This is a genomic window from Aeromonas sp. QDB11 (assembly GCF_027705265.1).
GTDB lineage: Bacteria > Pseudomonadota > Gammaproteobacteria > Enterobacterales > Aeromonadaceae > Aeromonas > Aeromonas allosaccharophila.
Genome location: NZ_JAPDBM010000159.1, coordinates 1 through 1,671, shown reverse-complemented (window position 1 = coordinate 1,671; position 1,671 = coordinate 1). Strand labels below are relative to the sequence as shown.

The window sequence follows — 1,671 nt, the reverse complement described above, 5'->3', positions numbered from 1 at the left end:
TCACGAATTTTACGCATTGCAATCCTCTTGGCAGACATAGGCTCTTCCCTGGCAAAAGGGAGAGCGTATCAAAGGTTTTTAAATCAATGTGTTAAGGATGATTCCGGTGAATGTGAACAGTGATTCCGGGATGTTGAACACTGTTTCCGGAAAGGAGGGGCGAAGTGTTCAGGTTGAACCGGAATGAGCGTTCACATTGGTCCGGAAATGGTGTTCACGTTGAATCGGAATTGGTGTTCATGATCGGCCGGAATATGCAAGGGGCGAGCTGGATCTCTTCAAGAAAGATCTCAATAGCTATGTGCGGTTCTATGAGTTTGTCTCCCAGATCACCGCCTTTGATGACGAATCATTGGAACGGCTCTGCGTGTTCGCCCGCCACCTGCTGCCGATGTTGCGTCAGGAGGTATTGGAGGAGGACGAGATTGACCTCTCCCAAGTGTTGCTGAGCCATTACAACCTCAAGGCCAAGCGAACTCAGGATCTCAAGCTCAAAGCTGATGCAAGCGGCAATGGCTTGCAGGGCATCTCGGCGCTCGGCAGTGCCAAAGCAAAAGAAGAGAAGAAAGACTTCCTCTCTCACATCTTGGAGCAATTGAACGATCTGTTCGGTACAGAGGTGACTGATGGGGACAAGCTGGATTGGCTACAGGGGATGGCCAGCAAGATTGCGGAAAACCAGCCCTTGATGGATCAGGTGCGAAATAACCCCCGCGACGCCATCATGCTGGGTGACTATCCCAAGGCGGTTGATGCTGCCGTGATCGAGCGGATGGACATTCAGAACGGCATGTCGCTGGACTACCTCTCTCGGCCCGAGGCGGCCAACCGTATCCAGAGCCTACTCCTGGATATCTTGCTCAAAGGCTTGCAGGGGGGATTGAGCCATCAGAATTAAGTTGGGTTAATTGGCACCATTGTTCCCCAGCCTAATAACAGGAGGGGGAAGAGGTGATTATGGTCAACTGCCGATTTTGAGGCATATCTATGAACTTTTCTTATCATCGGTAGCATAGAGAAGATCGTATTAATGCATAGAAATCGGCAGATTAATTACCTCGCTTGGTGTTGTAATCGGTTGGGTAATCTTAATTGTTGAATGAACAAGGGGTCCCGAATGACCCCTTGTGGTTATAGCAAGCAGCTCAAGTAATTTAGCGCGATCTGACGCAATGATAGATAGTATCTGCAACGCATCTCAATACCGGTAATGGAGCCATATCGGTAGCCATCGTATTCTGGGCAACACCGCCATCAACACCATAAAAGTCCATGATTTCATGGATTTTGGCAATCTGCTGCGGTGTTACGTTTAATTCACCGAATAGACGGCCCTGAATCGGATTTTCATCACAAGGCACAATCCACAATGCTTGTGTGCCAGCATGGTCACAATCTGAAAAAAGAATATTCAGCTTGTGTTGGCCGGGCAAACTTTGCGTCAGTGTGCGACTCATTAACAAATAGCTGCTGTGTGCTTCGTGTTGATAACGCATAGGTGTTTCCTCATGGTTGGTTTCGTTTGGCTTATATCGATTGCCGTAAGTCGAATGTGTTGCCAAACACCATGTGGATTAAACAGATCCCTGTTTTACCCAGGGCGGGAGCACACTTTGTTGATATTTTAACCAAAGAATAACTGAGCCCGATAGTCGTCATTCCAGCCGGCTC

The 1,671-nt window shown here is 48.4% G+C and carries 2 protein-coding genes; one reads left to right on the top strand and one right to left on the bottom strand.

Annotation, left to right across the window (positions count from 1 at the left end; all coding sequences use genetic code 11):
- Positions 1 to 301 precede the first annotated feature (301 nt).
- A complete protein-coding gene (locus OKC40_RS22345; RefSeq protein WP_270797014.1) occupies positions 302 to 898 on the top strand; it encodes a hypothetical protein in 597 nt (198 codons plus the stop codon).
- Between the two features lie 256 nt (positions 899 to 1,154).
- On the opposite strand, the gene OKC40_RS22340 is transcribed toward OKC40_RS22345, so the two are convergent.
- The gene (locus OKC40_RS22340; protein WP_182927817.1) at positions 1,155 to 1,496 is read right to left on the bottom strand and encodes a hypothetical protein; all 342 of its coding nucleotides are present in this window, start codon (positions 1,494 to 1,496) and stop codon (positions 1,155 to 1,157) included.
- Positions 1,497 to 1,671 lie beyond the last annotated feature (175 nt).

Bases quoted from the DNA above. Each gene is read 5' to 3' on its own strand.
- OKC40_RS22340 (WP_182927817.1), bottom strand. From the start codon at position 1,496: ATGCGTTATCAACACGAAGCACACAGCAGCTATTTGTTAATGAGTCGC.